The sequence below is a fragment of the Bythopirellula sp. genome (assembly GCF_041737835.1).
Classification (GTDB): Bacteria; Planctomycetota; Planctomycetia; order Pirellulales; family Lacipirellulaceae; genus Bythopirellula.
Map to the genome: position 1 here is coordinate 19,803 of NZ_JBGSQY010000031.1, position 23,943 is coordinate 43,745.

Annotated in this window: 25 protein-coding genes, 1 tRNA gene and 1 pseudogene; 15 read left to right on the plus strand and 12 right to left on the minus strand. The window is 53.9% G+C overall.

Going from position 1 to position 23,943, the window contains the following annotated elements; translation table 11 throughout:
- Positions 1–3: 3 nt before the first annotated feature.
- From hsdR to AC6T8Q_RS09420, 4 genes and pseudogenes are all read right to left on the minus strand, one after another.
- Positions 4–2,397 carry an EcoAI/FtnUII family type I restriction enzme subunit R gene (gene hsdR, locus AC6T8Q_RS09405; RefSeq protein WP_500678832.1) on the minus strand — a complete coding sequence of 798 codons (2,394 nt, stop codon included), beginning with the start codon at positions 2,395–2,397 and terminating at the stop codon, positions 4–6.
- Complete coding sequence (locus AC6T8Q_RS09410; protein ID WP_500678833.1) at positions 2,394–2,663, minus strand: HTH domain-containing protein; 270 nt, start codon at positions 2,661–2,663, stop codon at positions 2,394–2,396. The genes hsdR and AC6T8Q_RS09410 overlap by 4 nt, the downstream gene beginning before the upstream one ends.
- 91 nt (positions 2,664–2,754) lie before the next feature.
- Complete coding sequence (locus AC6T8Q_RS09415; protein ID WP_500678834.1) at positions 2,755–3,060, minus strand: hypothetical protein; 306 nt, start codon at positions 3,058–3,060, stop codon at positions 2,755–2,757.
- Positions 3,035–3,256: pseudogene (locus AC6T8Q_RS09420) on the minus strand (zincin-like metallopeptidase domain-containing protein); the annotation flags it as partial. The pseudogene AC6T8Q_RS09420 and the gene AC6T8Q_RS09415, both read right to left, overlap by 26 nt.
- A 120-nt stretch (positions 3,257–3,376) precedes the next feature.
- Between AC6T8Q_RS09420 and AC6T8Q_RS09425 the strand changes: the two are divergent.
- From AC6T8Q_RS09425 to AC6T8Q_RS09440, 4 genes are read left to right on the plus strand one after another with little or no spacing between them, the layout of a single operon-like run.
- Positions 3,377–3,979: a hypothetical protein gene (locus tag AC6T8Q_RS09425; RefSeq protein ID WP_500678835.1), complete on the plus strand. Its 603-nt coding sequence runs from the start codon at positions 3,377–3,379 to the stop codon at positions 3,977–3,979.
- A gap of 54 nt (positions 3,980–4,033) precedes the next feature.
- Positions 4,034–4,354 (plus strand): type II toxin-antitoxin system RelE/ParE family toxin, encoded by a 321-nt coding sequence (locus AC6T8Q_RS09430; protein WP_500678836.1) that lies wholly within the window; start codon positions 4,034–4,036, stop codon positions 4,352–4,354.
- 11 nt (positions 4,355–4,365) lie between these two features.
- Positions 4,366–4,683: a helix-turn-helix domain-containing transcriptional regulator gene (locus tag AC6T8Q_RS09435; protein WP_500678837.1), complete on the plus strand. Its 318-nt coding sequence runs from the start codon at positions 4,366–4,368 to the stop codon at positions 4,681–4,683.
- A 2-nt stretch (positions 4,684–4,685) separates the two neighbouring features.
- On the plus strand, positions 4,686–4,871 hold the full coding sequence (locus tag AC6T8Q_RS09440; protein WP_500678838.1) for a hypothetical protein: 186 nt from the start codon (positions 4,686–4,688) through the stop codon (positions 4,869–4,871).
- On the opposite strand, the gene repC is transcribed toward AC6T8Q_RS09440, so the two are convergent.
- Positions 4,868–6,103 (minus strand): plasmid replication protein RepC, encoded by a 1,236-nt coding sequence (gene repC, locus AC6T8Q_RS09445; protein ID WP_500678839.1) that lies wholly within the window; start codon positions 6,101–6,103, stop codon positions 4,868–4,870. The genes AC6T8Q_RS09440 and repC overlap by 4 nt on opposite strands.
- Before the next feature lie 724 nt (positions 6,104–6,827).
- Between repC and AC6T8Q_RS09450 the strand changes: the two genes are divergently transcribed.
- From AC6T8Q_RS09450 to AC6T8Q_RS09470, 5 genes are read left to right on the plus strand one after another with little or no spacing between them, the layout of a single operon-like run.
- Complete coding sequence (locus tag AC6T8Q_RS09450; RefSeq protein ID WP_500679059.1) at positions 6,828–7,958, plus strand: TraM recognition domain-containing protein; 1,131 nt, start codon at positions 6,828–6,830, stop codon at positions 7,956–7,958.
- Between the two features lie 29 nt (positions 7,959–7,987).
- Positions 7,988–8,395 carry a hypothetical protein gene (locus AC6T8Q_RS09455; RefSeq protein WP_500678840.1) on the plus strand — a complete coding sequence of 136 codons (408 nt, stop codon included), beginning with the start codon at positions 7,988–7,990 and terminating at the stop codon, positions 8,393–8,395.
- Between the two features lie 11 nt (positions 8,396–8,406).
- A complete protein-coding gene (locus AC6T8Q_RS09460; protein WP_500678841.1) occupies positions 8,407–8,850 on the plus strand; it encodes a hypothetical protein in 444 nt (147 codons plus the stop codon).
- Positions 8,851–8,852: 2 nt separating this feature from the next.
- Entirely contained in the window at positions 8,853–9,098 is a 246-nt protein-coding gene (locus AC6T8Q_RS09465) for a helix-turn-helix transcriptional regulator (protein WP_500678842.1), read from the plus strand.
- On the plus strand, positions 9,095–9,370 hold the full coding sequence (locus tag AC6T8Q_RS09470; RefSeq protein ID WP_500678843.1) for a helix-turn-helix transcriptional regulator: 276 nt from the start codon (positions 9,095–9,097) through the stop codon (positions 9,368–9,370). Before AC6T8Q_RS09465 ends, AC6T8Q_RS09470 begins: the two co-directional genes overlap by 4 nt.
- Here the strand turns inward: AC6T8Q_RS09470 and AC6T8Q_RS09475 are convergent.
- From AC6T8Q_RS09475 to AC6T8Q_RS09500, 6 genes are all read right to left on the minus strand, one after another.
- A complete protein-coding gene (locus tag AC6T8Q_RS09475; protein ID WP_500678844.1) occupies positions 9,342–10,376 on the minus strand; it encodes a tyrosine-type recombinase/integrase in 1,035 nt (344 codons plus the stop codon). The two genes, AC6T8Q_RS09470 and AC6T8Q_RS09475, sit on opposite strands and share 29 nt — an antisense overlap.
- Positions 10,377–10,508: 132 nt before the next feature.
- Positions 10,509–10,581 (minus strand) — tRNA-Lys (locus AC6T8Q_RS09480).
- A gap of 112 nt (positions 10,582–10,693) precedes the next feature.
- A complete protein-coding gene (locus AC6T8Q_RS09485; protein ID WP_500678845.1) occupies positions 10,694–11,842 on the minus strand; it encodes a DUF1570 domain-containing protein in 1,149 nt (382 codons plus the stop codon).
- 103 nt (positions 11,843–11,945) lie between these two features.
- Positions 11,946–13,439, minus strand: coding sequence for a 30S ribosomal protein S1 (locus AC6T8Q_RS09490; RefSeq protein ID WP_500678846.1), 1,494 nt, complete (start codon positions 13,437–13,439; stop codon positions 11,946–11,948).
- 243 nt (positions 13,440–13,682) lie between these two features.
- Positions 13,683–14,579, minus strand: a complete 897-nt coding sequence (gene fhcD / locus AC6T8Q_RS09495) for a formylmethanofuran--tetrahydromethanopterin N-formyltransferase (RefSeq protein ID WP_500678847.1) — start codon at positions 14,577–14,579, stop codon at positions 13,683–13,685.
- A 10-nt stretch (positions 14,580–14,589) separates the two neighbouring features.
- Positions 14,590–15,300 (minus strand): hypothetical protein, encoded by a 711-nt coding sequence (locus AC6T8Q_RS09500; protein WP_500678848.1) that lies wholly within the window; start codon positions 15,298–15,300, stop codon positions 14,590–14,592.
- Positions 15,301–15,640: 340 nt separating this feature from the next.
- Here AC6T8Q_RS09500 and AC6T8Q_RS09505 point away from each other — a divergent pair, with 340 nt between their 5' ends.
- From AC6T8Q_RS09505 to AC6T8Q_RS09530, 6 genes are all read left to right on the plus strand, one after another.
- Positions 15,641–16,084 carry a cupin domain-containing protein gene (locus AC6T8Q_RS09505; protein WP_500678849.1) on the plus strand — a complete coding sequence of 148 codons (444 nt, stop codon included), beginning with the start codon at positions 15,641–15,643 and terminating at the stop codon, positions 16,082–16,084.
- 70 nt (positions 16,085–16,154) lie between these two features.
- Complete coding sequence (locus AC6T8Q_RS09510) at positions 16,155–16,898, plus strand: SDR family oxidoreductase (protein ID WP_500678850.1); 744 nt, start codon at positions 16,155–16,157, stop codon at positions 16,896–16,898.
- A gap of 623 nt (positions 16,899–17,521) precedes the next feature.
- A complete protein-coding gene (locus tag AC6T8Q_RS09515) occupies positions 17,522–19,114 on the plus strand; it encodes an efflux transporter outer membrane subunit (protein WP_500678851.1) in 1,593 nt (530 codons plus the stop codon).
- A gap of 143 nt (positions 19,115–19,257) precedes the next feature.
- Positions 19,258–19,752, plus strand: a complete 495-nt coding sequence (locus AC6T8Q_RS09520; protein WP_500678852.1) for a MarR family winged helix-turn-helix transcriptional regulator — start codon at positions 19,258–19,260, stop codon at positions 19,750–19,752.
- A gap of 11 nt (positions 19,753–19,763) precedes the next feature.
- Positions 19,764–21,080 (plus strand): efflux RND transporter periplasmic adaptor subunit, encoded by a 1,317-nt coding sequence (locus tag AC6T8Q_RS09525; protein ID WP_500678853.1) that lies wholly within the window; start codon positions 19,764–19,766, stop codon positions 21,078–21,080.
- Between the two features lie 36 nt (positions 21,081–21,116).
- Complete coding sequence (locus AC6T8Q_RS09530; protein ID WP_500678854.1) at positions 21,117–23,345, plus strand: ABC transporter permease; 2,229 nt, start codon at positions 21,117–21,119, stop codon at positions 23,343–23,345.
- A gap of 129 nt (positions 23,346–23,474) precedes the next feature.
- Here the strand turns inward: AC6T8Q_RS09530 and AC6T8Q_RS09535 are convergent, their stop codons facing one another.
- A complete protein-coding gene (locus AC6T8Q_RS09535; RefSeq protein ID WP_500678855.1) occupies positions 23,475–23,846 on the minus strand; it encodes a hypothetical protein in 372 nt (123 codons plus the stop codon).
- Between the last annotated feature and the right edge of the window lie 97 nt (positions 23,847–23,943).

The window sequence follows — 23,943 nt, forward strand, 5'->3', positions numbered from 1 at the left end:
TTCCTAAGCGACATAAAGTTCGGTTTGGAGTTGTGTCACGGCGGATCGAAGTTGCTCGGCCCCTCCGAAGAACTGAATTATTTCACTAACATTCCCTCGATTTGAAATGGGAGGCACTTTCAAAACATCTGGGATTTCAAACTGCCCTGCTCCATGGTCTTCATACTTCATCAAGATATCTAATAGCACGGCCTTGGCTTCTGCACCGTATTGGTCGAAGAAATCTTGCTTATCTTTGCGAAGCCGGTCAGCCCGTTCGCGGCGCGTGCGGAGCGGTGCATTAAATGCTAAATGACAGAGTAAATCGAATGGGTCTGCGTCGGGATTGCCTGCCGCCTCGGTCAGCCCATCAAAATCAATGCCTCGTTTGGCCAACTCGGCAACAATTTCATTGCGGCGTTCATTATCAAGCCAACGATCTAGCAGGTCTTCAGGATCGCGGCAGAGTGAACGGACGCGGCCAGCCGTATAGTCCACAAACTCAGTGACTGTGAGCAATCGCCCTTCAGCATCCAGGTCTTGAATGACTTCGTGGGCAATACCGACACCGGCATCACGGTCGACATAGAGCTTGCGAGGTTCTTCGGGTCCAGGGGGTTCATCAATTGGCGGCGGTCCGTCAACGGGTCCATCGCCTTCTTCGGGCGTTGGTTCGTCGTCACCTTCAGGCAAGACATCGACTATCACGTCGCCTTCGTCGTCAATTGTGATTTCTTCGATCAGTTCTGGCTCGCCATCAAATTCAGGATCGGCGAAGTGGCTCGTGGCGGTGCCTGTGTAATCCAAAATCGAAAACCAAAGTTTACCGTAATCTTCATCAATTCGTGTGCCGCGTCCGATGATTTGCTTGAATTCACTCATGCTGCCTACGACTCGGGCCAACGCAACGTTTTTGACCATCTTGGCATCGACGCCTGTCGTCAAAAGTTGCGATGAAGTGAGGATTACTGGCTCTTCGGTTTCGAGTTCTTGAAAGCGGCTGAGGTGACCACGTCCAATCATTCCTTCATCTGCTGTAACGCGAACGACATAGTTGGGATATTTCTTGGCACGCTCCGGATCGTGTTTGACGAGAAGGTGTTGCAATTCAGCCCGCATTTCCTGGGCGTGTTCTTGATCGACGCAGAACACGAGAGTTTTGGCCATCGGGTCGTTGCGTTGCAAGAAATCAAACAGATGCTTAGCGATTGCCTTAGTTCGCGAACGTAAGGCAACGACCCGCTCAAAATCTTTCGTCTCGTATTCATCATCGGGAATTTCGCGGCCATAGCGATCAAGTTCGCCGCGAGTCGGACGCCAACCGGCAGCATCGGCTGTGGTGATGATGCGATGCACCCGGTAGGGTGCCAAAAATCCATCCTCAATTCCTTGTCGCAAGCTATAGGTATAGATGGGATTTCCAAAGTAACGATACGTATCGCGGCTATCCTCGCGGAGCGGCGTCGCCGTCATTCCAAACTGGGCGGCGGGACGAAAGTATTCTAAGATTTCCCGCCAACTGCTCTCAGTGCGGGCACTGCCCCGATGACATTCATCAATGATGATGAGATCAAAATAGTCGGGCGCGTATTCCTTATAAAGACCTGGGCGCCGTTCATCCTGAGCAATGGCTTGATAGATCGCGAAGTACATTTCCCGGCTCTTGATAACTTCGCCATTCTCGATCTTGTGCCGTGCATCTCCAAACGGTGTAAAGGTCTTGTCCTTAGGGTCGTCGATCAAAATGCTTCTGTCCGCAAGATACAATATCCGAGGACGACGATTAGGATCGCCTTTGCGATTCCACTTGGCATTCCAAAGTTTCCAGCAGATTTGAAAAGCGACAACCGTTTTGCCTGTGCCGGTTGCCATCGTTACTAAGATGCGGTCTTGCCCCTGCACGATGGCTTGGACAACTCGGTTGATGGCAATCTCTTGGTAGTAACGGGGAATTTTTCCCGGCTGAATATAACTGCCTTCTAACAATTGCTCGGCAGCTTCATCATTGAGTTTGTCTTTTTGTTTGATGCGAGCGAACAACTCGCCAGGGCTTGGGAAATCCGTAAGGGTTGTTTCGGCTCCGGTGCCAAAATCAAATTCCACAATGCCGGTGCCGTTAGTCGAATAGGCGAAGCGTATTCCTAGAGCCTCGGCATAGCTTTTGGCCTGAGCAAGTCCATCGCCCGGTTTCTTGTAATCGGGCTTGGCTTCGACGACGGCCAGGGAATAGTCGCGAGAATATCGCAGTAAATAATCAACTCGCTTCTTTTCGCCACGGCGTGTTTGGGCATCGGGTCTTACAAAGACACGGCCATCAGTAAAGGATCGTTGCTCCGTGAATGAATGTGGAATTTGATCCCAACCCGCCGCGATAAGCTTAGGCACAACATATTTGGTGCAAGTATCAGCTTCATTCATCGTGGCTTCCTCTGAATCTGCTGGAGGGACTTGCCCCGTCGATGGTTGGAATTGGCTGCGGCCAGAATGTAATGCCATTCAGTCCCTGCTCGCTCGGCCCGGATATCATAGCCTCGCTGCCGCAGAGCCATCACGTCGCGGGAAATCGTGGGAATGGACACGCCGATTTCGGCGGCTAGCTCCGGGGTGGAATACTGACCAGTTTGAATAAGCTGCAAAACCGTCTGCAAACGGTGCTCGATGTCGAGCGAGCGTTGATAAAGCATGGAAACTCCTCCGTAAGTTCCTCATGTCTATCACGGGGCGATAGGAGCGTCAATTCGCGGGCCAGAAAAAGTGCCAATAAGGCATTTACCCTCAGTCAACCTCAAGGCTTGGCCAGTTTCCGTATTTCTCCTGGCAGGCAGGACAAAGCCCTGTATAGTTCGCCATCGGCAGGTCCGGTGCATAGTCCATGCAGGTCCACCCTTCGCGGATGGCTTGTTCATAGCTGTGGATGTCCATCCCTGCATCGCATTCCTGGCAAACGAGAGTAAAGGGCACGTCTATCGTGATTTTCTTGGGAGTATTCATAAAAGGCTCGCTGTAGGTAAAGAAAAACGGCCGGCAGCGAACGCCACCGGTCGTGGAACAACGATCAAACGCATTCCGGCTGAAGGCCATGCAGATATTCCGTGGCACGGCTGGCATGAGAAGCGGCGGTAAAAATCGCTCGCTTATCGTCTTTCAAGACTTTGAGCCAAGTCTCGATATAGCTGGCATGGTCTTCACGGATTTCGGGTGTCAGACTCAAGTCAGCACAAAGAAACGCGGAGCCCAGTTCTGCGACCAATTCCTCCATCGCATAACCGGCGTCGCCCCATCGTTGAGCCCCCTCTTCTCAAAAAAAAGAACGTCAATCGGCGTCAGCCCATGACAGTCGCCGACAGGCCCTAGAAAAACTCTTGCTGAATTGGAAAGGAATGTTAGGTTCGCGGTTATGACCGCTCTCCTCAAACACTCTTGCCATGACTTATGCTGCTCTGATTGCAAAGAGCCGATTGCGGCGAACGCCGGTCACTACGCGATTGAATTTCACGATTGCCGTATCCACGGCGATAAGAGACAAGTCGAACAGACCGAGAGCATCGCGACCGTCTGTGCCAAGTGCTCTCTCGGCTACGATCTGACGCGCTTGAACCCTCCCAACAAAGAAGGCTATTTTGCTCACGAGCCTTTGGGACTGGCTCTTATCGATGAGCGTCAATGTTCCCTTTGCCAGAATGAATTGTCCCATGGTGACAAGTTCCAAGCGGCAAGCATCCGTCCTGTGGGCATTTCAAAGAGTGATGAAGCAACGATCACGATTTCGCTCTGTTTGGTATGTTCCGAGAAACGGCTCTTGCGATACGCAGAACCGCCCAGCAACGCTTGCCCTCCTTATTGCTACCAATGCGGTGCGTACACCGGCTACACCGGCGGCTATAGCGATCAGCGAAAACTCTATGTGAGGCACCCAAGCGTTCCCGCCTATTCGCTGCCGAAGGACAAAATACGCGTGTGCGAACACTGCTTTTTCGAGGAGCTAGACGACGAGTCATGACTAACCCGCTTCATAACAAACTTGACAAACGTAACATATATGTTACGATAGAAAATGAATGAACTGATTGAATACGTCAGGGACAACGGACGTTGTCCGTTCGCAGAATGGTTTAAAAGCCTGGACGATCAGTCCGCTGCGAAAGTCACGACGGCCCTTGATCGGATGAAGGCCGGTAACTTCGGTGATTATAAGTCCGTTGGGAGCGGCGTGATCGAGCGACGTATCCACCACGGTCCTGGCTACCGTATCTACTTTGGCCGCGATGGCGACAAGTTGGTTGTCTTGGTCGGAGGGGGTACAAAGTCGCGGCAGAGTTCAGACATTAAAACCGCTCAGGAAACGTGGGCCGAATACAAAGCAACGAAAAGGTAAGGAAACGAGAGATGGGATACACGAGACCAGTTAAAGAAACGATTCTTGAGCGGGCCAAATCGAGCCCGAAGTTCCGGGCTGCCCTGATCGGCGAAGCTCTAGAACTGATCGCTGAGAATGACGTGCAAACTGCCAAGTCGCTCATTCGCGACTATGTTCTGGCTTCGATTGGGTTTGAGGCCCTGGCGAAAGAAGTTGGCAAGAAACCCGAGAGCATTAAACGGATGCTGAGCGTCAAGGGTAATCCGACGATCAACAACATGGCTGCCCTTATTTCTTCGCTCAGTCAGCATGAGGGTATTACGCTGCATGTGGAGGCGACACGCTAACAATGGCTCACCCACCTAGCATTTCTCATGACGAAGCCCTCGTGCAACAATTGCGGGCTGATCCAAAATTTGCAGAAGCCTACCGAGAGGAAGCTGCGGAAGAAGCCATGGGTGTCCGTGAGATTGCCCAAGGGCACTTGGCTGACGCTGCAAACGGTTCCACGGGCCCCACTGCATCATCATCCTAAGCCGCCGCACGGCTCTCTTGCTGAGCCAGTATTCCAAACACCGAATTGTGCAGCCGCAATTCCGCAGTCCTTGCCCTGTTGATCATCCCGCGAAAGTAAGCGGCGGGCTTCTCGACCACGTTTTCCGTCCGTTCGGTGGCCCTGTCGGTCACGAGCAAACACAACGCGGCTCCGGTGCGACCCAGAATTTCGCACGCTTCTCCCCAACTCGCTTGCGAAATCCCAAGCGGCGTTCGCAAACGGTAGGCTGCTTCAATCAAATCGGACCAAGTGGGTTCTGGCGGTAAGAGTTCTTGAAGCCGTTCACTGGCTGCCGCAATCGCCATCGCTAGTGAAATATGAGCTATCCCCGAGCTTGTGACGGGGTCAGTGGCCTCAGGACGAGCCGCTACGCTTCCCTGCAAGCCCTCGTCGGCCCGACTACTATCCTTATTTATTTTTAGAGTTGTGTATTTGTAGTGGGCGAACGGAGGTTCGCTTGTGCATGTACCTTTATTGGTTTTTTCTGGAATAGAACGCGGTGGAGGGGCTTCAAGAGTTTCGACCTTCCCTACTCCCATTCCTTCCAATATCGCGTTATGGAGCGATTGATGACGGGCTAACAGCGTCCGCATGGTTTCAAGATCCAAATGCGTGCGAAGCTGAATAGCGATTTGATCGTATCGTTTTTCATATTCGTTTAACAAAACAAAAGCCCCCTCCTCCTGCTGCCATTCGAGCAGGAGCGAGCGAATTTGGCGGCGGTAGAACGATATCTCACGCTTGCATGCCAGCCACGCCTGATCGTGGAGTTGTTTTTCGTGCAGCATGTCCTGCAATTGCTCGCGGAGATACGCGAGCGGCGTCAGGTCGACGCCATAGGCGTAGAGAATTTTTCCCGATTGGGAATCACGCTGTCCGTAGCGTTTGTGATTTCCAGAATCGCTCCATGTGATGGCTCCCAATTCAAACAAAGCCTTCTCAAGCTTTTGAACTTGCCGTTCGCAAACGCCTAAATCGAGTGCCGTGCGAGATAACGACTGGTAAACAATCGGTCGTGACCCCCGCTCCCAATCGATTTCTCTCGTAAACGCAAAATAATAATCCAAGAGTTGCATCATGCGGGGCGTAAAACCTGCCGCCTTCCCTACCCGTTTGACCAGCAATAGTAACTCGTAGCGGTCGATCCCCTCCTCCAGTCCGGTAAAATCTTCGCTGCGAATAAGCGATTGCCGGTAAGCGGGCGAGCTCACGCGGCCCCCTCCTCGCTGATCATGATTGGTATAGGTCTCTAGCATGGTTTCTCTAGCGTTACCGCGAGCTAACAAGCAGCATTCAAGGGTGTGCAAAAACTCCTTGCCGAACCAGAATTTGGTTTGCAACATGAGAATACTTGCGCTAGAGTGAGAGTGTTGATTACCTCAGCTCCAACGCTATTTGCCAAGTCACCGCCGCGCCAACGGCGGTTTCTTTTTATCTAAAACGTGCCGGTCAAGCTTACGGGTCGGACGCCCTCCTTGGTTGGTTAAGTTGGCAAGTGGAGATGCCAGAACGGCCCTCCGATAGATAAGAATGGCCACGATTCGGCCTTCTCATGAAGTGACTGTACATGATTCCTGCACAGATTTCGATCAAAAACTGTGCGTCCATCCCTGACCAGCATTGACCAATGAACAATGGGGTGTGCAGCACCCGAAGCTGCACAGTTTTTCTGAAGCTGTTAAGGGCGGCGTATTCCAAGTGTGCAGTGGTGCCTACCGCACTTGTTCATTGTTGACCAGTGGTCAGTGACCTGGACAGCACACGCTGCACAATTGGGTGAGCAGGGGTGTTCATTCTGTCCTGCACACGGCTGCACAGTTCCCTGTGCATAGCTGCAAATGGCACTGCGTTAAACGCTTGCGCGGCCAATTAAAGTAGTGATAGGTTATCCACTGCGGCTGTGACCCGCGAGGAATCACGACCACAAAATACCATCTGCGGAACGGTACTTGTTTCAATTTTGATCCTGGTGGTCAAAGTGCTTACGAAACTGATGGCTATAACCTGCTCAAGGATGTCCATGTGGAAAAGCCTGGTGCCATAGGCCGTTTAATGGCGCTCGCTGCGGGCTCTTTCCCGGACAATCACAACGTTAAGGACCAATGGTACATAAAAGGGCCAAAGACCGGGCTCGCCTCGACCTGGGGGCATTTTCTCTCAGCTAGCGACGATCCCAGCAAACATAACGTGGTTTATGGTCTGCAACGGCTTTTGGGAATTGATCCCCTGACAGGGATTGCCGAACCGCGTAATCAGGAAAAGTTGTTTCAAGAAATGATGCGAAATCCGTCCCTCAACGGCTGGATTCAAACCGTCGCATGTTCCTTGTACCAGCTAGGAGAAAAGAACTTCGGTGCCCTCAATTCTGAATTGCAAACGAATGCTGGGTGGATGCTAGATCCCACAATGACAGAGGTGTTGACCAAACCATCCAGCTTCAGTCTTGACTGTCTCGGCCATGATGATTGGCCAGTAACGGCGTTTTTTACACCTCCTCGGGGAGAGAAGGTGGCCAATGCTTGGCTGCGTTCAATTTTCGAGTTGATGCAAGTTGTGTTTCAACAGCAGGAGCATGTCCCAAAGTATTCAACCGGTATAATTTGCGACGAATTTAAATTTTGGGGAAGCGACGTAACATCGGCAAGAGACTCACTGAACGTCATGAGGGACAAAAATGTAGCCCTCCATATTTATACCCAGAGCTATGCCCAATTACTCGAAATGGCCGGCGAGCAGGGGGCAGCAGAAATGCTGTCAGCATGCTGTCTCCAAGTGTTTGGCTGTAACGATCTGATCACACGGAAGATGATTCGAGAAAAACTTGGTCGCACTCAGTACCGGAAATGGGGTCGTGCCTCAGACTGCCCCACGGCAGTCGATGTGCTGTCTGATGACTCTATCGACCGTTATTTGAGCCGTAGCTCACCACTGCAAATAGTTATGCCTCCCGATACTCCCGCCATGATGTTGGGTCGGCTCGCATACAAAACGCTGCGAACGAAGGAGGGGACGTATTACGAAGGGCTCCCTCTCAAAGGGCATTACGACGATCACTTGGGCCATTAAATCAAAACCACTCGGCGATGGCGATTACTATGAACTCTGACCACTTTAAGAATGTTCCCGCTTTGAAACATGATTTTGACGAGACGCATGAGCAAGCTCTTCCTCTCGAACACGATGCTGTGAATTGGGAACTGACCGAAGAGCCTGAGATAGAGCTACCTTCCGAAAAGCATTTTGAATTGCATTACACGCCTGGCGGGGCATTAGAGCAGGAGGTCCATACACAGATTGATCAAGCCGCACGGAGAAGGATCGAAGAGCGAGACTATGTTGAACCAGCCCATGAGTTGCCCGATGAGCAGGAACTCAATTTTGGAGATAACTTCAACAGATTCAGCCGAGCGGGAGATAAAAGAGAAGAACGTGGTGATGACTTGACGGCGTCAAGATTTGAGCGTGGGCGAGGACGTAACCATAACTACGAGCGCGAACATTAAAGGAGCAAATCATGCAAAAGGCACTTAAGAATTGTGTCGCGGCATTGGCGAAATCACGACCCGCCCTTGTTGCCGACCACAAGGCAAAGCTGGCCGAAGCAGCAGAGATTCTTGAAGCGATTGCTGAAGTCGACAAATCGACTGAAAAACTTAACGAGATACTCAAGAGAATGAGGGATGAAGCAAAGGTTCCTGTAAAAGTCAGCAACTGCACCAACAAAGTTGAGATCATGGAGCTTATCGCGGAAGTGATGGCTGCTGATCAGCACGTCTCAAAAGTGAATTTGAAGAAGGAAGTGGCGGCGAAGCTTCGTAAGCGCAAACGCAACCTTTCCATTTACTCAAAGTTATTTGATGAGTGCGTAGAGGAAGTTGACTTTACCACCATGGTGACTGAAGAATTGGCCCTCGCGAAAGCTCGCAGTAACTCCGTTGCCACCGTCAAGGCGGGCTAACCATGGATGCAATTACCGACCCATCAGTCAATCAAGGCCAGCTCTTGACAATCCAGCAAGTCGCAAAGCGTCTCAATGTCTCGATACGTACTGTTCAACGTCTTCGTCGAAAGGAAGCTTTGCCTCAGCCGATGCAATTGGGCGGTAGCGTCCGTTGGAACCCCGAAACTATCGAAACTTGGATAAAGCTTGGCTGTCCTGGGGCGAGTACGAATGCGTTGGTGGGGAAAGCGAATAGTCGACCATGATGCGCTTATTGACTGTCAATGATGCGAGCGAGCAGCTGACGTTGAGCCGTTCGACAATCTACAGTGAGGTCAATAAAGGCCGCATGAGCCATATTCGACTCGCTGATGGCAGCATTCGCTTTCAACAAGCCCACCTCGACGCTTACGTCGCTGCTCGCGAAGTCCTGGCCTGCTCGCCGACAAAAAGCCAGCGAACCGCGAAAAGGGCCCCAAGAGCCCCATCGCGGTTCCGCCATATCGATGTCAGCCGACAGCTTGGCAAGCGAAAGTAACCAAATGCTCCTGAGCGACGTGGGTGTATCGCTCCGTCGTTTGGGTCGATGTGTGGCCAAGTAGCTGGCTTGTCATCTTGAGATTGCCAGTCTTGAGAATGGCGTTGGTCGCCGCCCTATGCCGCAAAGTGTAGGGAATAACTTTGGAATCAAATCCGGCACGCTTCCGAATATTCTGGACACGTTGGTCAATGGCATTGACGGTCCACGGTTCACCCCGCGAATTGATGAAGCAGTGAGTACTTGTGGAATGTTTTTTCAGCCACTTCAACAACCGCATCATCTTCGGAACCAAAGGTATGACTTTGGGTCGACCCGTCGAGCGGCGGGTTTTGTGTTGAGCGAGCAGGGCAATGTTTTGCTCCCAATGAATGTCACTCCACTGCAAGCGGATCAACTCGCCAGGTCTGCAAAACGTCCAGTCCATGGCGAGCAACACGCGGCGAAACTCCGCTCCGCGACGGTGGTTGTTCTTGGGATTGGTGGCCCGCAGCATGGCTTGAAATTCTTTGTCCGTGAGATACCGATCACGGCGGACACTCGTGGGTTTACGAATTCGGCCAAGCGAGTGGGGCGGAATGATTTGCTCTTCAACGCCCCAATTGAAGCAGCGTTGTACAGAACGCAAAACAATCCCCTGCGTCGTGGAATTGAGCCGTTTTTCCAGGGCAATTGTGAAGTGCCGAACATGGAGCGGCTTGATGGTATGAGCGGGCAAAGCCCCATACTCATCAACAAACATTTGGCAGCCGTAACGATACGAGTCGTACGTTTTGGGAGCCAAGTTCCGCTGCACGTCCTCCAAGAATTCTTCGCAGAGTGCGGCGACGGTCAGCGGACCATCGACCGTCCCCAAGAGCTTTCGCTCGGCGAGAAGGGCGTCCAATTTCTCTTGGGCAAGCTGCTTGTTCTTACGTCCCTTGGCGAGACAGAGACGTTTGCCGTCGATCTGCGTGGCCCAATACTTTTTGGCGGACCACCACCACAAACTCGGTTGCGTAGCCATCGAAATCCTCACGAAAAAAGCTGGTCTCAGTCACGAGGCGTGTACCTGAGGCGTGTACCAGGAGTCTTTTCGTAAGGCTTCTGTTTGTGTGCCCTTGCCGTAACTTCAATTGCGGCAAGGGTATTATATCAGTGCTCCCTGTTGGAATCGAACCAACAACCTACTGATTAAGAGTCAGTTGCTCTGCCAATTGAGCTAAGGGAGCTCGCAAGAATGCTTTCGAGAGGCTCATCACGACAATTCGTGCCGAGTCCAGCATTTTAGCGAACTTCGCCCCGAGCGACAGGGGGTGGGAATGCCTTCAGAAACGCGCTTTTTTACTCGATCCGCGACATGCGGCGATAAAATTCGTCTTCGAGCTTGGCAAAATCGTTGCCAAAGTGCCGTGTGAAGTCGGCCAGGCGCTGCTTTTTATCCGACGGAGTGAGCAACGGCTTCTCGGCAATTGCTTTGAGATACGCCACATACTCGTCGGTGTGCCAGGTGATCAGAAAATAGGTCCATGCCCACGCCTCGGCGTAGGCATCCACGGCGGTTCGCGAGTTGCGAAAAACATTGTCGTCGACGATCAAGCTCCGCAGCGTGCCAACTTTGTCGGCATTGGCATTGTTGCGATAGCGGTCCCAGCGGTCGTAGTTAACTTTGCCGATGCCCCCCCAACTCCGATTGCTGAACAAGTCCGGTGTCTCGCAAAACATGGCCAGCCCCTCGGCCAGCCAGATGGGATTGTCCGCGAATCGTTTTTGCAGACCGCAGTTGAAAGCGATCTGATGCGTCGCTTCATGCACAATCGTCGCAACCAAGTGCGCGGCGGCGGGATCGCTCAACATCGCGCTGATATCGCCTAAAGATCCACGCCGGGTTTCTTCGCGCCGAAGTGCCTGAACTTCGGTCAGGTCGTACATCGTGATCCGGTTGGATTGTAAACTGTAAAAGCCGATGGCCGACCCTGCGGCTGGGCCGAGTTCGTCACGAGCGTAATTGAGATAGCTCGCCTTGTCGGCAAAGATCACAACCACGAGTGGCGCTTCGGGTTCTTTGATGTCGCAACCCTTTTTCTTCCAATAAGCCAGAAAGCCCTTTTGCAAACGCTCAAGCAGCGAGCTCGTCCACTGGGCATACTTACGGGTTGTGTTGTAAACAACCACATAATGCTTGGATTGATAAACCTGAAATCCGGGCCCCATTTCTTTAAGCAATCGCTCGGCGAATTCGTCTTTGTCGAGCGGCTTGAGCTCTTCAGCGTTGCTTTCACGACTCTGAATAGTGTCGGCCATGATTTGCACCATGGCCCCTTCGTCGGTTTCCAGCAACATGCTCCCCACGGAGTCTTCAACCACAACCTTGCCGGAATACTGCTTCGACCGGCCCTCGACGTTCACCAACACGGTTTCGAGGGCCTGCGCGTAAGGAGCCTGCCAACTCACCACAGCCAGGAACAAGATAAGAGTCGATCGCAAGGACATGGGCCGACGAATAGGAGTGCAGGGATTCACCATCTGTATTGTAACCCCGCTCGGCCCCGTGTGGTTCGCACGATTGGCCGATGACCGGCAAAAGACGGCGGAATTACCACTTCAACCCGAACTTTTCGCCGCCGCTGGGGCCGCTAATCCCACCCTTCAGGTTCTTGTCCGATTCCCGTTCACGACGTTGGAGCGACTCCACGGGCGGATGGTCCGGCTCTCTGGGCTCGTGCTTCGGCCTTTCGGGAGCGGGCAGCAAGGCTTTGAGCGACAGCCCAATCCGCTGGGCATCGCGGTCAAAGGAAACAACCTTCACTTCGACTTCCTGGCCTTCGCTCACCACGTCGCTGGAACGCTGCACCCGGCCGTGGCCCATTTCCGAGATATGGATCAAACCTTCGACACCGGGGGCCAATCTCACGAACGCACCAAACTGCATCAGCTTGGAAACCGTCCCCTTCACGCGGGCACCGACGGGAAACTTTTGTTGGGCATCGTCCCAAGGATTGGCGGCGAGTTCCCGATAGCCGAGCGAGATCTTGCCGGTCTCGGTGTTGATCTTTTCGATCTTCACCTTCACGGCTTGGCCAACTGTCAGTACGTCCTTGGGATGCGTCACGCGATCCCAGCTCAATTGGCTCACGTGGATCATGCCGTCCACGCCGCCCAGATCAACGAACGCGCCAAAGTCTTGCAAGCTGCGGACGGTCCCTTCACGCATTTGCCCCGGCGCGAGTTCGGCCAGCAACTTTTGCTTCTGATCTTTGCGTTCGCGCTCCATCAACGCCCGATGGCTGAGCACCAGATTCTTGCGGCTGCGGTTGGCTTCGGTGATGACACAGGTGAGTCGTTGACCAACGAACTCCTCAGGATTCTCAACGCGATAGATCGAAATCTGACCCATCGGAATAAAGCCGCGAATGTTGGCGACGTGGCATTCCAAGCCCCCTTTGTTCGCGCCGGTGATGGCCACTTCGACGACCTGACCCGCTTGCACTTCATCCCAATTGCCGACGTCGACCGCCGCATTGGTCAGCGACAACTCGTAGAAACCTTGTTCGGCATTGAAACGCGCGACGACGACTTCCATCTGCGCGCCCACTTCAGGCGGTGTCGATTTCTCAAATTGCTTGAGCGGCAAGACGCCCTGATTGCGATTGCCCAAATCGATAAAAATATCGTCGCGATGAATGCTCACCACCGTTCCGGTCAGTCGTGTGTCGGAAGCCAACTCCGCACCAGTCACCGTGGGGCCGGTCGCGTCATCGATGATCGAGTCGAGCGATTCGCCACCCAAGGCCGCGGCAAGTTCGGCTTCTAATTCGGGCGTGAGCGCATCGCGCACATTCGGCGGGGGGAAGTTCGACTTCTTCGGTTCAGGCGTGGTCGATGACCCCGGATGCATTGGCTTGGCCTTCGGCTGCGCATCGGCTTCGCTCTCGCGCTGCGAACCAATTTGAATCCGCTCACTCGGGCGGTCGGAACTTTCGCCAGTCACAGCATCAACAGCCGCTGATTGAGTCTCGGTCTCCGACAAACTTGTCGTGGTATCCGTGGCGGGGCTGGTTGACTGGGGGGCATCGGTGTTCGAAGTCATACTAATTACAAAGTCCTGAGGAGAATCTCACGCAAACGTCGGCGGTAACCAAAGTCGCAAGTTTACCAACCCTTGCCGACGCGACGCAACTATTTCAGCGTTTATCTTGACCACCCCCGGGCTGGTTTTCTAGGGGCCACGGGCTAACCAACGGTACTTTTGCCTGCCAATTTTGAAGATTTTATGTTGCCTGCGTGACGCTCACGCAAGTTGGCACCTTTTGTGCTCCAGAAATAGACAGCTTTACGAAGCCGTGCCGAGCAATTCTCGCAGCGGAAAATGAAACTTACCGAGCTTACCACCATAATTGCCTGCCGAAATGGCAAGCACGCCTTCTCCTGCCGCTGCATGCAGCGCCGCACGCATGGCGTCGGCCACGGCCAGTTCATCGACGCCGTCGATCACGATTTCGTAAGCACAGTTGGCCCCTTCGACCAATTCGGTCGGAACGCGGCCACGCAGCGTCGGGCAAAAGGCATCGTTTGTCGACGCCACCATTCCTTGATATTTCGACCCAACTTTGCTGCCGCTCCGCACAACCCCACCTGGAAACGGCGTGATCGCGCCGGGCAGAACGCCAATCGCTTCGACAGCGCGTCGCGCCGCAGCCAGTGCCACCTCGGCGGTAGTTGCCTGCAAGATAATGTTGCCCCCGGCGACCCCTTTGCCGACGCCGATCTGCTCTTCGACGATGAACTCCCCATCCATCACGGGAATTCGCCAATACCGCCGTTCTCCGAGTACTTTGCTTTTCTGAAAGCCATCGCCGAAATAGCGCAAATATTTCCCCAGCGGAATTTGTTCTTCCCCTTCCGCCAAGCCATCAAACACGGCCGTCGTGGGGCATGTCATCAGGCACTGGCCAACACGGTTGGGAATCGCCTTGGCCAATGCCTGCGTGCTGAATCCAAACGCCAAAACCGCCGCGCCCGGTCGACCGTCGGGGGTTTCATGGGGGGCGAGCACTTGCTCGAGGCCAATCTCGGCATCGCAACCAATCACCGACGAGCCATAACCGGTCACTTCGCCGAGCGCAATATCCAGCCAATAGTCATCCGTCGCGGTGACGATCAAACGAACGTACCGCATCCGAAAGGCTTCTGCAAAGGTGTCGACAATCAGCGTGGAACCGAGCAGCATAGTCCGTGCATCATCGCACGTTTGGTGAGAGCAGCAAAGACGAGATCGCCCGATTTGCCGGCTCGGCTTTCGGCATGCTCGCCGAAGTAGTCCGCAACTTCTCGAGCAGCGCGGCAATCTTATCCTGAACAGGCTGAGTTTGTGAAACCACCAGCATTCCCGGCTTCATGAGGTGGGCAACCCCTTCCCCGCTCCCGTTCGTCATCCAAGAGTCGTACTCCACGCAATCGGTGATCACTTTCACGAGCGACGTGTAAGGGCTCTTTTCACCCTTCTTCCGCGGCGAGGTGTTGTCGACTAAGTCATCGACTTGATAAACAGCGATCACGAGATGCAAATTTGCCTCTTCTTGCGTCGTGATCAGCAGCACCTCATCGTTGACCATATAGGTGACGTCTTCGAGTCCAGGTTGACGAAGCATCAGGTTGAGTGCAGAACGTAAGGTGACATTTCGAAGATTGACGGTCACTTCTGTTTCAGGAGAGATCGCGACTTCATCCAGCGCCGCTGAATCAAAAACAATTGGAAATTGATATTCCTCTTGAAGATGATTCATTACCTCGTTGATGGGTATCTCCGAAAATTGAAGAGGCGATTTTAGTGGTGAATCGAGCAGCACCTCGATATCTTCCGGCGAAGCGAACGACGGAGCCTCTGATTTTGAATCCTTGTCGGACTCGGCTCTGAGCACTGATGAGAAGGCCAAAACAACAACCGCCAACCAAGCCCCTAGAATAACCCGCGACATAACATCGCTCCTCTCTCGCGCTAAATTTGCGCGAACGTCGGGAAAGATTCGGCGCGTGGTTCCGGACACGCAGCCTCAAGCGCCGGATAGCCTACTCCCGGTGGGGTGTTCGTGTCAAAGAAATTTCGACGGTTTTTAATGAACCTTGCAGTTCCCGAACATTTCCCCCAGGCTTACCAATATCGACCCCAAAACCTCCGTTAGAAACTTGGCAGAATTTTTTCACCGCTACTGTCACAGTTCGAGGAACGCTTCCGTCTTAGTAGTAGAACAATCGACTGCCGTGCAATAATTCACTGTTATGGAGGTGAAAATGATTCGTCTATTCCTAGGCCTCGCCGCAACGGTTTTACTTACCACAGCCCCTGCCTTGGCCCAGCATGGCAAGAGTCACGAAGACGGAGAATCTGTGAAGGTCGTCTCCGTTCGCGACATCATCGAGAAGCTCGACGGCAAAGAGAGTGCAGTATCCTTTGTCGAAGTCGAAATTGAGCCCGGCAAATCCGGTTTGCCTCATCGCCATCCGGGGCCCGGCTTCGTCTACGTACTCGAAGGCGAGTACGAACTCGGAATCGACGACCAGCCCACGCAAATCTTCAAGGCTGGTGAAACCTTCTACGAACCCTCAGGCTGTCTGCATCGGGTCTCCAGAAACCCGGCTAAGTCCGGCAAAACGCGTCTCTTGGCAGTCATCGTGCATCCGCGCGAAGCCAAGGAAGTCGCGACACCAGAACCGGCAACGGCCATAGCTCACTGAAACTGAATCGACTGCAAATTTGTCTTCAATTTAATCGCCGCCCATTCGCGGGCGGTAAGGAGAGTGTATCATGAAGTACGTCATCGTTGGTGGTAGTGGTTTGATCGGTTCCCAAGTCGTGAATAAGCTCCGCGAGTTGGGTCATGAGGTGGTGGCCGCCTCGCCCCGGTCAGGCGTTAATGCCGTCACCAACGAAGGTTTGGCCACCGCGCTCACCGGCGCGGATGTGGTAGTCGACGTGTCGAACTCGCCGTCATTTGCCGATGATGATGTGCTCGAGTTTTTCAAGGCCTCGACAACCAATCTGCTCGCCGCGGAAAAAACCGCCGGTGTGAAGCATCACGTTGCGTTGTCGGTCGTAGGGGCTGATCGCCTCCCCGACAGCGGCTACATGCGCGCGAAAGTCGCTCAAGAAGACCTGATCAAAGCAGGTGAAATTCCGTACACAATTTTGCGAGCGACCCAATTCTTTGAATTCCTGGGAGCAATCGCCGAATCGAACGCCGATGGCAAAACAATCCACATGCCAACGGCCTTGATGCAGCCGGTGGCCGCTGAGGACGTCGCTGCGGCGGTGACCAACATCGCGCTCGACAAGCCTCAGAATATAATCGTGGAACTCGGCGGTCCCGAAGCGACCCCGCTCGACGAGTTGATTCGCCGCTGTCTCGCCGCGACGAACGACAATCGCGAAGTTGTCACCGATCCCAACGCCCGCTACTTCGGCACGCAGCTGGAAAAACGGTCGCTCGTCCCCGACGAAGGTGCCCGCATCGGCAAAATCAATTTCGAGCAGTGGTACAGCAAACGCTGAGATTTCGGACGCTTGTACTCCACTTCTTACTTTCCTGTTTCCGACTAGAGACTGTCAAACTTTGACGGATATAACGCTTCTACGGCTGTGGAATAACCGCTTTTTTCGTTCTAACTCTGACAGGCTGACTTCCCCTTGCTGGAGTATCCGATACCAAAGTCATAAACGGTATGACCTTCACAACCGGCGAGTTGTTGCATGGAAGTTCTACGTCGCTTCATAGTAGCAGTCTGTCTTGTACTGACTGCTAGCGGTTTGAGTGGAGTACAGGCTCAGGAGAATTTGGCCCCCATTGCCACTGAGCAAAAACTCGCAACATCATGCGATAGCAATCAGCTTGGACTTATGCTGTTTGCTCCACGCTATTTGTGTTGCAGATCCTGCTACGCATCTAAGCCTGAGCCCTGCATTCAATGCGGTTATCGACCCACGTGTGACTGCTATGTCTCCAAGCCGCTACCGTGCTGTCCCCCAGTCGCGGGATGCACATGCGGGGCCTATTGCCGTAAACCCTTACCTTGCACCTTCCCCCAGCCGGTTTGCGCCCCCACTGCACTCTCACGCTAAATTAACCGTCTGCTGACCGTCACTTCGCCCAGACCTGCGGGAAGTGACTGAAATTTATGCGAAGAATCTCCAAAACATTCGATCAACACGGTTTAGCGTGGCTTCCTCGATTTATTGTCGCGGTCGTTACGCTCACCTTGTTATTCGATTGCACGGGTTGCACCAGTTTCAGAGATTACGTGCGGAATGGCTTCAAGGTGGGGCCCGAGTATTGCCAACCTGCCGCACCTGTTGCAGAAAACTGGATTGATGCTGCCACCGATTCACGAGTGCGGAACGATCGCGATGATCTGGCCGGATGGTGGACCGTGCTGGGTGATCCCAAACTCAACTATTTGGTCGATACGGCCTACCAGCAAAACTTAACGCTTAGAGAAGCCGGTTTTCGCATCTTGGCCGCGCGTGCTCAACTCGGTTTTGCCGTCGGAAACGTCTTTCCACAATTCCAAACCGCGGACGGTGGATATACACGATTCGGCCTAGGAGATCAGTTCTTCGACCAATGGAATTTTGGTTTCAATCTCGGTTGGGAACTCGACTTCTGGGGCCGCTTCCGCCGAGCCGTGCGGGCAGCAGAAGCTACGCTTGATGCCTCGGTCGAGAACTACGACGCCGTGCTTGTGACATTGCTAGGCGACGTCGCTAACAACTACGTTTTGTATCGGACAACACAGGAACGAATTCGCCTGCTCGAAGACAACATCGCTGTCCAAGAGGACGTGCTTTCATTCATTACCGAAAGGTTGGCAGCGGGAGCAATCACCGAGGTCGATCGCGCGCAAGCCAGTAGCAATCTCGCGCAGAGCCGTGCTGCGCTCGATGAGTTGGAAATTCAGCGGCGACAAGTGGCCAACATTTTGTGCATTCTGCTCGGCATGCCGGTTCAAGATCTAACGTTGCTGCTCGATGGCGACGACACCGACAAAACAAATATCCCCACCACACCCGAGTATGTCGTCGTGGGTATACCCGCCGACCTGCTGCGGCGACGACCCGATGTAAGACAAGCCGAGCGGATCGCAGCTGCTCAGGCCGAACAGATTGGTATCGCGGAGGCCGATTTCTATCCGGCCCTCACTTTAACCGGTACGCTCGGTTGGCAGGCTGCTAATTTTTCTGATCTGTTCAAAGATACGTCCCTCAATGCCGCCGTCGGTCCTGGTTTTCAGTGGAACATTCTCAACTATGGCCGTATTCTAAACAACGTTCGTTTCCAAGAGGCCCAGTTCCAGGCTTTAGTTGCAACTTACCAAAATACAGTATTGCAAGCTGATCTCGAGGTCGAGAACGCGATCGTCTCGTTCCTCAATTCTCAGGACCGTGCCCGCAATTTGAGAATCAGCGTCGAGGAATCGGCCCTCGCCTTGCGGATTGTGATCGGACAGTACGAGGAAGGTGCGGTCGACTTTAATCGCTACACGGTTCTCCAGCAGTCGCTGATTCAACAGCAGGATTTATGGGCCCAATCGCGCGGTCAAATCGCCCAGGGTTTGATTGATGTCTATCGCGGGCTTGGCGGCGGCTGGCAAATCCGACTGGCTCCACCACCAGACAAGCAGGGCATTCTGTCGCCCTTGGGTCCTGATCCGGAAGCCATTGAGGGTGACGACCTGCCTGTCGAAGTCGAGGAATTGCCGCCGGTCGAATAATTCGTGGGTGCCCACGGAGAGTTAGTTGCCCCGCTGTGGCAAGGACTGGAATCGCTTATTCATCGCGATGCCGCCCCCTGCGGTTCTCCACAGGCGCTTGGCCCAGACTACTTTTAGTTTATGCCCATGAATATTATAGGGGCATGAAACAATCCTCTACCAAAGTCAATGCTCCCAATCGGCGCTTGGGAGGCAACGCAATCCTGCCCGCAGGTGTCGCCGAGGTTGATGACCTCTTACGTATCATTTTGGGGAACATCATTGATGTCGGAGATAAGGCCGCTCAGTTGCCACTTCGACAATTTCACGTATGTATTCTTCTCACACGCAGTCCCCTCTCGATGTCGCAGCTCAGCGAAAAGCTACGCTGCTCGATGAGTGCCGCGACTCAGCTCGCTGACCGCTTGGAACGAACCGGCTTAATCACTCGGCTTTCCGACGATACGGATCGCCGTGTCCGGTGTTTAAGTTTGACCGCGAAGGGCCGTCGTGCCCTGCAAACGCACGATGCAACTCGCCTGAAACGCCTGGCTAGCGTGTTCGAGGGAGTTGACGAAGCAACTCGCACAAAAATCATTGCCGGATTAAAGCTCTTCCAAGACGTCTGCCTGCGGGCGTCCACAAAAACTCAATCCTGAAGATCACCTCCATGAAGACGTTTATCACGACCATCCTCCTGATCTCGCTCGTCGCGGGAGGCGTAAAGCTCTACGGCGTGTATCAGAAATCTGGTTCCACCGTACAATTTCGCGTGGCCAAAATTGAGCGCGGCGATGTGGTCGAATCCGTCGCCGCGACGGGCACCCTGGAGCCTGAAGAGCTGATTGATGTGGGCGCCCAAGTCGTCGGCCGGATCATTGAATTTGGCACCGATCCTTCCGGTAAGAGAGTTGACTATACCTCTACGGTCCAGGCAGGAACCGTTCTCGCAGTGATCGACGACGCCGTTTATGTTGCGCAGCGTGATCAAGCGCAGGCAGCGCTCCAACGGGCTGAGGCGGATCTGCTGCAAATGCACGCCAGATTTGCCCAGGCCGAAGCCGAATGGAATCGTGCTCAGCGACTACAGGATTTGTCCACGAAACCCAAAGTGACAGGCAAATTACCAGTCTCCAAGGATTTGTCGGTGCAGATTCGTGGTATTTCAGACGTTGATTTCGTGCTGGCCAAATCCAACTTTGAAGTTGCCAAGGCCAACATCAAGCTTGGCAAGGCTGCGGTGCAGCAAGCCCAATCAGCACTCGATCTGGCAGAAACCAATCTTGGGTACACCGTAATCACGTCGCCCGTCAAAGGCACGATTATCGATCGTCGAGTTAACATGGGCCAAACCGTGGTGGCCAGCCTGAACGCCCCAAGCTTGTTTCTGATCGCGACAGATTTAACACGCATGGAAGTATGGGCCTCCGTCAACGAAGCGGATATTGGACAACTCAAACTCGGGGCGCCCGTGACGTTTACCGTCGACGCATTTCCCGATGATTTTTTCAAAGGAAACGTCAAACAAATTCGCCTGAACGCCTCGATGACGCAGAACGTGGTCACATACACCGTCGTGGTCGCCACCGATAATTCTGACCGTAAGCTGCTTCCCTATTTGACGGCCGATGTGAGTTTTGAAGTCAACCGCCGAAACCAAGTTCTCACGGTTCCCAACGCGGCCCTGCGATATCAGCCTCGGGCGGAGCTTGTTGAATACGGAGACGCTTCGGCAGAGAATTCGGAAACTCGTGAAAGCGATGATTCCAATGACAATGACGCAATTGTTTGGGTTCGTCGTGGAGAACGCGTCACGCCGATTCAGGTCAAGACGGGCGTGACCGATGGCACGAAGACGGAAATCGAGTCGCCCGATCTGAAAGAAGGCCTCGAGATTGTCATGGGCGAAATTCAAGCGGGGCAAGCCACCGAGCAAGTCAACAATCCGTTTGCGCCACGCATGCCACGCTCGCGCCCCCGTTCGTAGGTCTTCAGTGGCTTTCAAAGCACGCAAAGGTTTGCCGTGGATCTCCTTAAGCTCGAAAACATAACGAAGACTTACCATCTTGGTGAGATCGATGTGCCCGTTTTGAAGGGGATTTCGTTCAAGGTGCAACGGGGCGAGCTCGTGGCTCTGATGGGGGCGTCGGGTTCAGGCAAGAGCACTCTGATGAATGTGCTTGGTTGTCTCGACCGACCGACGGCTGGCAAATACTGGCTGGATGGTGAAGACATCAGTCGCTTGTCGTCGAACGAGCGGGCGCTCGTCCGCACGTCGAAGCTTGGGTTTGTCTTTCAGAGCTTTAATCTTTTGCCACGAACGACGGCCCTCAATAACGTGCTTATGCCGCTGGACTATTCCAGCGGCACGGTTGACATCGAAGCCATTCAGCGAGGTCGTGCTCTGTTGGAACGCGTTGGTCTAGGCGACCGTATCGATCATGTCCCCAGCCAAATGTCCGGTGGGCAACAGCAACGTGTGGCCATCGCTCGGGCGCTGGTGAATGATCCGCAATTGCTCCTCGCGGATGAGCCGACGGGTAATCTCGACTCACATACGAGCATCGAGATTTTGGAAATGTTCCAGCAACTCAACGCTTCGGGCCTGACCGTCATGTTGGTCACCCATGATCCGAAGGTGGCGGCTTATGCAGACCGGGTCATACGCGTCGTCGATGGTTTGATCGTCGAAGATGATCACGGAGGTCGCACGATCAACGTCGGCCTGAATTTGGAAACCAATGGCTCGGCGCCTGCTATTCAAGAAACCAATAATGCGGGAGGAGTTGCCACGCTTGTTGCGCCGCAACGTGTCACAACGCAGCCTGCTAAAACGAAAACAGCCTCAGAGAAGTCTCCGGTTCGCCAGTGGAGTGCAATGGGCTTGATGCCCGCCCCGCTGAGAACGGCACTCACGGCGCTTCGCCGTAACAAAATGCGTTCGGCCCTGACCGCTTTGGGCGTGATCATCGGCGTGGCCGCTGTAATCGCCATGGTCGAGATCAGCCAAGGTTCGCGCACGTCGCTCATGCAATCGATGTCCACCATGGGTGCCAACAACATCATGGTCCGGTCCGGCGCGGCAGCGAGTGGGGGCATCAGTTTCGGCCAAGGCAGTTTGTTGACGCTCACGCCTGGCGATGCGGACGAAATTGCGGAGGCGTCTGCCGTCGAGGCGGCGGCCCCCGTTTTACAAATCCAAGGCCAAGTCGTTTACGGCAATCGCAACTGGATCCCTATGAATACCTTGGGGACCACTGGCGCTTACCTGCGCGTTCGTGATTGGGAAACGATGGAAGAAGGCGAGATGTTCACTGACCGAGATGTTCGCAATGCCAACAAAGTTTGTGTCATTGGGACGACCCTCGCCCGCGAATTGTTTGATGGACAGTCACCCATTGGCGAAAATCTGCGCGTCAAGAATGTTTCCTTGCGAGTTGTCGGAGTTCTTTCGCGAAAAGGCTCGAATATGATGGGCATGGATCAGGACGACGTGCTCATCGCACCATGGACCACGATCAAATATCGGATTGCTGACAATTCGGCTGCGACGGCCGAAACTGCTGCAGCCACGAGCGACGCCACCTCGCAAGCGGTGAACTCCCTCAGCGAACTTTATCCGGGCTCGTCATCGCTCTACCCGCAGCAATCGGCGACACAGGCGGCGAATACACCTCAACCGGTCCGATTTACGAATGTCGATCAGATTATGGTCAAAGCCCGGTCCGCGACTGAAGTTGCCCAAGCGATGGACGAGATTACTTCAACGCTCCGTCAGCGCCATCGCATTAGGCCGGAAGAAAGTGACGACTTTAATCTCCGCGACATGACCGAGATGGTCAAAATGATGGGCTCAATGTCGGAGATGATGGGGGGGCTGCTGCTTATCGTGGCACTCATCTCCCTCGCTGTCGGCGGAGTCGGAATCATGAACATCATGCTCGTCTCGGTTACGGAGCGCACCCGAGAGATTGGCCTACGCATGGCCGTCGGGGCACGCAGCTATCATATACTGCGGCAGTTTCTGATCGAAGCGATCGTCCTTTGTGTGGCCGGCGGGGCAATCGGGATTCTTATCGGTCGCACGGCCTCATTCGCAGTCTGGTATTTTCTGCGCTGGCCGATCGCTGCCTCACTCCCCGCGATTGCAGCCGCCTTTATCGTCTCCGCGACAATCGGAGTTGCGTTCGGTTTCTATCCCGCCTGGAAAGCGTCGCGGCTGGACCCGATTGAAGCACTGCGCTACGAATAGTTCTAAGACAAAGACATTGAGATTGTCAAAAAACAAAGCGGGCGGTCGCCTTTGGCAACCACCCGCTCAGAGGGAGGGGAGAAACCCGACTCGCGCAGTGCCACGCACACCGCACGCGCCGTCTGCTTACTAAGCGGTTCGACCAAGCGGCAGGACAAATCGTCCGCCGCTGGTATAGCGATGACGTTGATCGAAGCGGCACCACGTGAGCTCCACTTTCACCGAGTGGGTGCTCATGCCGCGCTTCTCAAACGTCACGATCACGTGTCTTGCCGTGAGGGGCACCAAATGATTGAAAGCGATCGTGCGTTCGTCGATTTCCACGACAACCACCGTCCACGGCGCCGCGGGGCGGCCCAGTTCGTCGAGTGGTGTGACCCGTGCCCGCAACGCACTGCTGGGCAGCGATTGTTGGGGAAACTCGGTCAAATTGATCAAGCCCGCTTCTTGGTCTTGATCCGTGTCGAGATCGACATCGCAGCAATCATCATCGTGAGTCATACGGCTGCCCTCAAGCATAAAACGATAAGTCAAGGAAAAGCGACAGTTGTTCGGAAACACGCTGTCGTGAAAGTTAAAAGTTGCCTGCCGACGGGAC

Coding starts and splice junctions, on each gene's coding strand:
- AC6T8Q_RS09435 (WP_500678837.1), top strand. CDS start 4,366: ATGGGATACACGAGACCAGTTAAAGAAACGATTCTTGAGCGGGCCAAA.
- AC6T8Q_RS09415 (WP_500678834.1), bottom strand. CDS start 3,060: ATGGCCTTCAGCCGGAATGCGTTTGATCGTTGTTCCACGACCGGTGGC.
- AC6T8Q_RS09535 (WP_500678855.1), bottom strand. CDS start 23,846: ATGACTCACGATGATGATTGCTGCGATGTCGATCTCGACACGGATCAA.
- AC6T8Q_RS09460 (WP_500678841.1), top strand. CDS start 8,407: ATGCAAAAGGCACTTAAGAATTGTGTCGCGGCATTGGCGAAATCACGA.
- fhcD (WP_500678847.1), bottom strand. CDS start 14,579: ATGCTGCTCGGTTCCACGCTGATTGTCGACACCTTTGCAGAAGCCTTT.
- AC6T8Q_RS09515 (WP_500678851.1), top strand. CDS start 17,522: ATGCGAAGAATCTCCAAAACATTCGATCAACACGGTTTAGCGTGGCTT.
- AC6T8Q_RS09485 (WP_500678845.1), bottom strand. CDS start 11,842: ATGTCCTTGCGATCGACTCTTATCTTGTTCCTGGCTGTGGTGAGTTGG.
- AC6T8Q_RS09470 (WP_500678843.1), top strand. CDS start 9,095: ATGATGCGCTTATTGACTGTCAATGATGCGAGCGAGCAGCTGACGTTG.
- AC6T8Q_RS09425 (WP_500678835.1), top strand. CDS start 3,377: ATGACCGCTCTCCTCAAACACTCTTGCCATGACTTATGCTGCTCTGAT.
- AC6T8Q_RS09520 (WP_500678852.1), top strand. CDS start 19,258: ATGAAACAATCCTCTACCAAAGTCAATGCTCCCAATCGGCGCTTGGGA.
- AC6T8Q_RS09430 (WP_500678836.1), top strand. CDS start 4,034: ATGAATGAACTGATTGAATACGTCAGGGACAACGGACGTTGTCCGTTC.
- AC6T8Q_RS09455 (WP_500678840.1), top strand. CDS start 7,988: ATGAACTCTGACCACTTTAAGAATGTTCCCGCTTTGAAACATGATTTT.
- AC6T8Q_RS09465 (WP_500678842.1), top strand. CDS start 8,853: ATGGATGCAATTACCGACCCATCAGTCAATCAAGGCCAGCTCTTGACA.
- AC6T8Q_RS09440 (WP_500678838.1), top strand. CDS start 4,686: ATGGCTCACCCACCTAGCATTTCTCATGACGAAGCCCTCGTGCAACAA.
- hsdR (WP_500678832.1), bottom strand. CDS start 2,397: ATGAATGAAGCTGATACTTGCACCAAATATGTTGTGCCTAAGCTTATC.
- AC6T8Q_RS09510 (WP_500678850.1), top strand. CDS start 16,155: ATGAAGTACGTCATCGTTGGTGGTAGTGGTTTGATCGGTTCCCAAGTC.
- AC6T8Q_RS09490 (WP_500678846.1), bottom strand. CDS start 13,439: ATGACTTCGAACACCGATGCCCCCCAGTCAACCAGCCCCGCCACGGAT.
- AC6T8Q_RS09410 (WP_500678833.1), bottom strand. CDS start 2,663: ATGCTTTATCAACGCTCGCTCGACATCGAGCACCGTTTGCAGACGGTT.
- AC6T8Q_RS09525 (WP_500678853.1), top strand. CDS start 19,764: ATGAAGACGTTTATCACGACCATCCTCCTGATCTCGCTCGTCGCGGGA.
- AC6T8Q_RS09475 (WP_500678844.1), bottom strand. CDS start 10,376: ATGGCTACGCAACCGAGTTTGTGGTGGTGGTCCGCCAAAAAGTATTGG.
- AC6T8Q_RS09505 (WP_500678849.1), top strand. CDS start 15,641: ATGATTCGTCTATTCCTAGGCCTCGCCGCAACGGTTTTACTTACCACA.